General features: G+C 55.0%; 5 protein-coding genes. 4 read left to right on the top strand and 1 reads right to left on the bottom strand.

Going from position 1 to position 7676, the window contains the following annotated elements:
• The 4 genes from P4L78_RS22665 to P4L78_RS22650 all read left to right on the top strand — a co-directional run.
• On the top strand, positions 1-191 hold a 191-nt coding region (locus tag P4L78_RS22665), incomplete at its 5' end, for a hypothetical protein (protein WP_309330953.1).
• A 19-nt stretch (positions 192-210) separates the two neighbouring features.
• Positions 211-582, top strand: coding sequence for a hypothetical protein (locus P4L78_RS22660; protein WP_309330950.1), 372 nt, complete (start codon positions 211-213; stop codon positions 580-582).
• Positions 583-1069: 487 nt separating this feature from the next.
• Entirely contained in the window at positions 1070-2209 is a 1140-nt protein-coding gene (locus tag P4L78_RS22655) for a hypothetical protein (RefSeq protein ID WP_309330948.1), read from the top strand.
• A gap of 1059 nt (positions 2210-3268) precedes the next feature.
• Positions 3269-5158, top strand: a complete 1890-nt coding sequence (locus P4L78_RS22650) for a methyl-accepting chemotaxis protein (protein ID WP_309330947.1) — start codon at positions 3269-3271, stop codon at positions 5156-5158.
• A 240-nt stretch (positions 5159-5398) separates the two neighbouring features.
• Here P4L78_RS22650 and P4L78_RS22645 read toward each other — a convergent pair whose 3' ends face one another.
• Positions 5399-7609 (bottom strand): OsmC domain/YcaO domain-containing protein, encoded by a 2211-nt coding sequence (locus tag P4L78_RS22645; RefSeq protein WP_309330945.1) that lies wholly within the window; start codon positions 7607-7609, stop codon positions 5399-5401.
• Positions 7610-7676: the final 67 nt, after the last annotated feature.

Here is a 7676-nt window from a genome sequence, read left to right as displayed (position 1 = left end):
GCCCCCTGTTGGGAGGCTTGAGCGGCAGCTATCGGGATCGACTGTTGCAAATGGTCATGATGATCAGCGCGGTGATCACATACGAACAGCGTCGTGATCAGGAATGGCAGATTGGGTGCTCACGAATAAACAGATTTCGCACATGGTCATTGAATCGAGGTGGGCGTCCGGCGCAATATGATCGGGTGTAAAACCTGGAGGGCCCAAGTCATGAAAATTGCGTTTCAACAATCTCTGATTGAGCAATTGCACGAGGCCGGCTCCCGGTCTTTGTCTCCAGCGAAAGTGTGTGAGTTCTTCGGGTTCAGTAATCAGGATCTGGCAGACAGGGCGAGAGTGGATCGGCATACCGTGACGGCGTATCCGCAAGCGCCGCAACTGCAGAAGTACCTGAAAGATCTGGTTTCGGCCCTCGCGGTGGCGACCGAAGCAACCGGCGATGCGAAGCGTGCGGCCTTCCTTTTGCGCAATGAACCTCTACGCGTGTTTGGCTACAAAACGGCCGATACACTAATCCAGGAAGGGCGAACCAACGCAGTTATCGCTTACATCGAATCAAGCAGGGCCGGTGCAGCAGGCTGACCCACATTCAGAGCTAAATGACGAGTAAAGGCCCTTGATTTGGCGTTTTCCGCTAGTCTAGCTGCACCCACAAGCGCCGCAATTTATGCGGAAGCCGCCCTGTCGTCGGCGGGATTTAACCGATGCCAGTACTAGGGAAAGGCCAGAGCTATGCCTTGAGGGGCATATGCCATGGGGCACAGGATATGACTTCTGATTATCGGAGAGTCTGGACGCTACCACTGCTGGATAGCTGCGACGGTACCTGTTCACATGCTTCTCCCTTTCGAAGCTGGCGCTCTTCTCGCTTGATGCGATCCCACCCCCAATTCGGGTCTGGGGTACGCATTTCATGTACTTCGGCCCGAGTTTGAGGCCAACCAGGCGATTTGAATTTGATTTCTCGCCAGCAGGCTTTCGGGCCCTGTCTCGCCATACGAAAATAGCTCAATTATCCATAATAATCCGAATAGGATAATTTATCCTTTGTGGATAATTCAGGATAAATATGGCCGCCAACGACATTTTTGTGTTCCACCGGCCAGAGCTTGCAAAGCAGTTCTGCGATGCCCTTGAGGGCAAAAGTGCGCTGCTCGACAAGCGCAGCGGGTTGTTCCTTGCTGCAATGCGCCGGGTAGGAAAGACAACCTGGCTTCGTCAGGACTTGTTGCCGGAGGCGAAGCAGCGCAAGTGGTGCTCAATCATTGTGGACCTGTGGGCAGACAAAACGTGTGATCCTGCGAACCTGTTGATCCGTGCCATCAAGCAAGCATTGCTGGACAACATTCTCTTCGTTGGCAAGACCGCCATCAAGACAGGGTTCAAGACAGTCAACGTCGCCGGCTTCAGCTTCAACATGGATGCGAGGGGCATCCCGGAAGGCGTGACCTTGACCGCCGCGCTCCAGGCGCTGCATGGACAGGTGAAAAGGCCAATTCTGCTGATGATTGATGAGGCGCAGCACGCGCTGATCAGTGAAGCAGGCCTGAATGCCATGTTTGCCCTGAAAGCGGCCCGCGATGCAATGAATCGGTCCGATCAGGCACCGGCACTGATGCTGGCGTTCGTTGGATCTGATAGGGACAAGCTCGCCCAGCTATGCGCCGGCCCGGCAATGCCCTTCATGGGGTCATCGGTCACGGCATTTCCCCTACTGGACCGCGAATTTACCGATGCCTACACCGCCAAAATCAACACCGGCCTGGCGGCCACCAACCAGTTCAAGCCCGAAGATGTATTTGAAGCATTCAAAATGGTGGGCCAACGGCCAGAATTTTTGCGGGAAATCATCAGCACGATCGCGCTGGACGCCATTGCAGCGCCCGAGCTGGGCTCCCGGCTCAAGACCGATGCCTGGATCAAGGCAACTGTGTGGAAGGAGTTTGAGCAGGCCTACAGCTCGTTGAGTGGCCTGCAAAAAGCGATCGTCCGGGTCATGGCCAGCTCGCCCGCTGGTTCCTTCTCGCCTTTCTCGAAAGCATCTATGGACACATACGGCAAGGTTACCGCCAAATTGACCTCAGGCGCCGTGCAGAAGGCGCTTGTTGGGCTGCGCGATAAAGGCTACGTATGGAAGGAGGCTCGTGGTTCCTATGAGCTTGGGGACGCCGAATGGGCGACCTGGCTCAAGTCCCACGATCTGATTTAACGGTGCGGCTTGATGCACCTCGCAGTGACGCTGTTGGCCGCACCGTATGCCTGCGTGGCATCAAATTTGCCAGAAATCCCTGGTTTTCGCTGCTCCGGTTTTGCGGGAGGAGATCAGTCACAGTCGAGATATCAACTTTAATTGTCAAAATGCGAAATTCTGACGTGCTGGAACCCGTATGAATGCTCGAAGTGAGATATCAACTTTAATTGTTAAAATCACGTTTTTTTATGCAATTAAAGTAGAAAACTACTGCCCCTTGGCGGTGTCGCCGGTTGCGGGAGGCCATTTTGCAAGCTATTCCAGCCTAAAGTCGAACACTCCAAAACTATTGATTCACATTCCGGGTTCGCAAAGCCCTAAACAGCAAAGTACGGCCTTTCAGAATTAGCACTTAAATGCGATATCGGGGATTCCAATATCACGCGCTACCCGGCGCGGGTTGAAGGCGGAATCTACACAGAATGGTTTGTGATTTTTATCAAATTTTCCCGAGCTTTCATGTTTTGCTCAGATTTGCTCAGGAATGTTGCCCTCATACTAACCGGCCCGGCGTTGGGAGTTATCGTGCTGATATGGGGCCTTCGCGATTGAAGTTCGTCTTGTGGCCTTGGTGGAGTTGCAGCATTCCGCTGAGAGAGATTACTAAGGAATCAGTAAACGCGCCCAATGGGCATGCCAGTCCGCATGTCCGGATCCAGACCCAGAATTGCTTTTGCTGAGACCGGGACAGTTGCCCTCGCATAGCCCGTGGGTCTCTCGGCCCCACGACTGGCCAAAAATTATATACAGTGCCAAACCCCGGAGTCTATTTACTATTTTTCACGCGCCCAGCCAAAGGTTGGCTTGGGACTTGGCAAGCTGGTTGCGTTGCGCCGGGTTGCTGGGTCCTGTCGTGGCATGGGTAATTGCGGATATGCCGTGTAGCCCATTGGGCAAGATAATTCAGGCGGTTCGAGCATCGCTAGCAGACCAAAACCAGACAAAACTCCGGCGGCGACGGTGTCGCGCTTAAACCACCTCGCAGTAGAGATAATATTCAAAAGAGTGAGCTAGCCCGTGTATTTACGAAGTCTACAAAGCAAGCTGGTGCTTGCTGTCAGTGTGATCGTCATTGTGACCGGTGTGGTTGTTGCCGGTGCCGGATATCAGTTCTCGGCAAAACAGCAGGAAGAAGAGTCCAGAGCCCAAATCAGTACCGTGGGCAGTGTGCTAGGCGTTCATATTGGCAACTGGATTGGCAGCCGGGCCCAAGTGCTCAATGCCTTCAAGCCGGTTCCCCACGATGCCGGGCTCGTACCAATGATGGGGTACGTGCGCGATGCAGGCGGATTCGCCAACGTGTTTCTGGCCTATCCGGATGGCACGCAACAGAACGCCAACAATGTCGTATTGCCGCCGGATAATAATGATCCTCGCAAATGGCACTGGTGGGGCCGCGCAGAAGCCGAGCAGACCGGCACCTTTGTCGAAATGCCTTCTGTTGCCGCCGCGACTGGCGCGGCTGTTTCCAGCTTTGCGCATGCTGTAGTCAGCAATGGGCAGGTTGTGGGCGTGCTGGGCGCGGATGTCGAAATCTCGGTCATCATGCAGGAACTCAAGCGCACCCAACTCCCGGGCGAGGGTTATGCCTTTATCGTCAACAAAGATGGCCAAATCTTTGCGCATGGTGACCCTGCTCGCCTGAATCAACCTGCTTCCGCACTGGGGGCCACGCTGACACCGGCGCTGCTGGAATCCACCTTCAATGGCAAGGTTTTTTCCGAAGTAGACATCGATGGTCGAACCAAAATGGTTGCGGTGTTCCCGGTGCAAGGGACGGAATTCCGTCTGGTTGTGGTCAGCGACAAATCCGCATTGCAGAGCGCCAATCGCGAGTCGCTGCTGAGAAATGCCGAGTTCCTGGCTGTGCTGCTGGTATTGATCATCGGTACAAGTGTGTTCTATTTGCGCTGGCGTCTACGACCCTTGCTGAATATTCGCGATGCGATGCGTGAGATTTCTCAGGGCGATGCGGATCTCTCGCGCCGTCTGCCCGTACTGGCCAACGATGAAGTCAGCCAGACCAGCGAAGCGTTCAACCAGTTCATTGGTCAGTTGGGCGGGACGATTGCCGCCGTGCGTCAGCGCAGCCAGCAACTGGTTACCGGAGTCGAGAATGCCCGTAACGAAATCCAGCGTATTGCGGGCGATGCTAACTCGATTTCTGATTTTGCCGGCCAGAACGCCGCGGCCATCGAGCAGGTGACAGTCAGTGTTTCGGAAGTGGCATCATCCGCCCAGGAAGCGGACACCTTGGCGACTGAGACTGCGGAGCAAAGCAATCGTAGCGCACGCGATCTGGAGCAGATTACCAAGGAAAGCGGGCACACCCTGCAAACGGTGCAGGCCGTCTCCGGCATGCTCGACACTCTGGCGCAACGTGCCAGTGAGATCCGTTCCATCACGACAGTGATCGGCGAGATTGCCGGACAAACCAATTTGCTGGCGCTGAATGCGGCCATCGAAGCGGCTCGTGCCGGGGAACAGGGACGCGGGTTTGCGGTAGTGGCAGATGAGGTTCGTAAACTGGCGGAACGGACTAGTTCAGCGACCCACGAAATCACCGAAATGCTTGAGTCGATCAGTACCGAAAGTGCGCATGCGGCAAGCAGCATGCAAGGCACGGTGGATAGTGTGAATGCGAGTGTGGGCCTCACCAATACTGCCAGTCAGCGCATGTTGGCGGTTTCGGGCAGCATCCAGGAAATGGTAGGGCGCGTGGGTCACATTGCCGATGCGACCTTGGAGCAACGCAATGCTACCAATGCGATGAGTGAAAGCACCGAGCGGATCAACCAGCGCATTGCAAAGACCGATGCGGAGTTGCAGGCTACTTCTCGCAATCTGTCCGATCTGGAGCAACTGGCCCAAGCCATCAACGCGGACTTCGAACGGTTTCGCTTGTAAGCCCCGTATTGCCAGGAAACCGAACCGCTGAGCCGGTTCAGTTTCCTGGCATCCAATGCGGAGCTGATCCCCGGTGTTAGCCAATGAACTGCGCGGGTTACCCGTCTAGCAATTTGCTCCCACCGCTGCGAAAGCCATCGCCATGCTCCGCGCGAATCGTACTTGTCGGGCAGCTGGCTATTTGACTCGCCCCGGTTTTCCTGAAGACCGGGACGGTCCAAACAAGCCCGACAATAACTCCTAACCTTGACTGGAAATAGCCGCCGCCGTGGCCCGTGCTACGTGCAGTTTCTTGTAGCTGTCGATCAGGCGATGGTGGCGGTCAAGCCCTTCCAGTTTCATGCTCGTTGGCGTCAAACCGAAGAAGCGCACGCTGCCATCCACGGACCCGAGCACTGCGTCCATGCGTTCATTACCAAACATCCGGCGGAAATTGGCGACGTAATTGTCCAGTTCCAGCTCGTCGTCCAGCAGCACTTCCAGCACCACATTCAAGGCCTGATAAAACAAGCCGCGCTCGAGTGTGTTGTCGTTGTACTGCAAGAAGGTGCCCACCAGCTCTTGCGCGTCTGCAAATTGTTTCAAGGCCAGATGAATCAACAGCTTCAGTTCCAGAATGGTGAGCTGGCCCCAGGCCGTATTTTCGTCAAATTCAATACCGATCAATGTGGCGATGTCGGAGTACTCATCGCGCTCACTGTTATCCAGGCGCGCCAGCAATCGTTGCAGGCTGGCATCGTCCAGGCGATGCAGGTTCAGGATGTCTTCGCGGAACCACAGCGCAATGTTGGTGTTGTCCCAGACCAGATCGTCGACCGGATAAACCTCAGAATAACCCGGCACCAGAATGCGGCAGGCCGTGGCGCCTAACTGGTCGTATACCGCCACGTACGCTTCTTTGCCCACGTCTTGCAGAATGCCGAACAAGGTTGCGGCTTCCTCTGCATTGGAGTTTTCACCGTGGCCGGAAAAATCCCACTCCACAAATGGGTAGTCCGCTTTGGCGCTGAAAAAGCGCCAGGACACCACACCGCTGGAATCGATGAAATGCTCAACAAAGTTATTCGGCTCAGTCACGGCGTTGCTTTCAAAGGTGGGCTGAGGCAAATCATTCAGGCCTTCAAAACTGCGACCCTGCAGCAGTTCGGTCAGACTGCGTTCCAGCGCCACCTCCAGGCTTGGGTGCGCGCCAAACGAGGCAAACACGCCGCCAGTTCGCGGGTTCATCAAGGTGACGCACATCAATGGGTACACGCCACCTAGCGATGCATCTTTCACCAGCACCGGAAAGCCTTGTTCTTCAAGGCCTTTAATGCCAGCCACAATGCCGGGATATTTGGCCAGCACTTCTTGCGGCACATCCGGCAAGGCGATTTCACCTTCAATAATTTCGCGTTTTACCGCGCGCTCGAAGATTTCCGACAGGCATTGCACCTGCGCTTCGGCCAGCGTATTCCCGGCACTCATGCCATTGCTGACGTACAGGTTTTCAATCAGATTGGACGGAAAATACACCACCGCGCCATCCGACTGGCGCACATACGGCAGCGAGCAGATACCGCGCTCGACATTGCCGGAGTTGGTGTCGATCAGGTGCGAGCCACGTAACTCGCCATCCGGGTTGTAGATGTCCAGACAATATTCATCGAGGATTTCAACCGGCAGTGCATCTTTGGGGCCAGGCTTGAACCAGCGCTCGTTCGGGTAATGCACAAACGCCGCGTTGGCGATGTCTTCGCCCCAAAACGAACCGGCGTAGAAATGGTTGTTGCTGAGGCGCTCGATATATTCGCCCAACGCCGACGCCAACGCGCTTTCTTTGGTCGCGCCCTTGCCATTGGTAAAACACATTGGCGAGTGCGCGTCGCGGATATGCAGCGACCAGACATTGGGAACAATATTGCGCCATGAGGCGATTTCAATCTTGATACCCAAGCCCGCCAAAAGGCCCGACATATTGGCGATGGTTTGCTCTAGCGGCAGGTCCTTGCCTGGAATAAAGGTGCGGGCATCGGAGTCGGAATTGAGCGTCAGCAATGCCTGCGCATCGGCATCCAGGTTTTCGACCTCTTCAATCACAAACTCGGGCCCGGCTTGCACCACTTTTTTCACGGTACAACGGTCGATGGAGCGCAAAATGCCCTGGCGATCTTTGTCGGAGATATCCGCTGGCAATTCGACCTGAATCTTGAAAATCTGCTGGTAACGGTTTTCCGGATCAACAATGTTGTTCTGCGACAGGCGGATATTCTCGGTCGGGATATTGCGGGTGTCGCAGTACAACTTCACAAAGTAAGCCGCGCACAAAGCCGATGAGGCCAGAAAGTAGTCGAACGGGCCGGGAGCCGAACCATCGCCTTTGTAGCGAATGGGCTGATCGGCAATGACCGTAAAATCATCGAATTTGGCTTCAAGACGAAGCTTGTCGAGAAAGTTGACCTTGATTTCCATGGGGCGAATTCCAGAATAATGCGCAAAATGATTTGGCCGCTATTATCCGGGTTTTTTCCGCCCTGAA

This window comes from Silvimonas sp. (assembly GCF_031291215.1).
Lineage (GTDB): Bacteria > Pseudomonadota > Gammaproteobacteria > Burkholderiales > Chitinibacteraceae > Silvimonas > Silvimonas soli.
Note: the sequence above shows the minus strand (reverse complement) of the source record. Positions and strands in the feature narration are given on the sequence as shown.

What these genes read in the sequence shown, in the direction of transcription:
- P4L78_RS22660 (WP_309330950.1), top strand. Translation starts at nt 211, where the DNA reads ATGAAAATTGCGTTTCAACAATCTCTGATTGAGCAATTGCACGAGGCC.
- P4L78_RS22655 (WP_309330948.1), top strand. Translation starts at nt 1,070, where the DNA reads ATGGCCGCCAACGACATTTTTGTGTTCCACCGGCCAGAGCTTGCAAAG.
- P4L78_RS22645 (WP_309330945.1), bottom strand. Translation starts at nt 7,609, where the DNA reads ATGGAAATCAAGGTCAACTTTCTCGACAAGCTTCGTCTTGAAGCCAAA.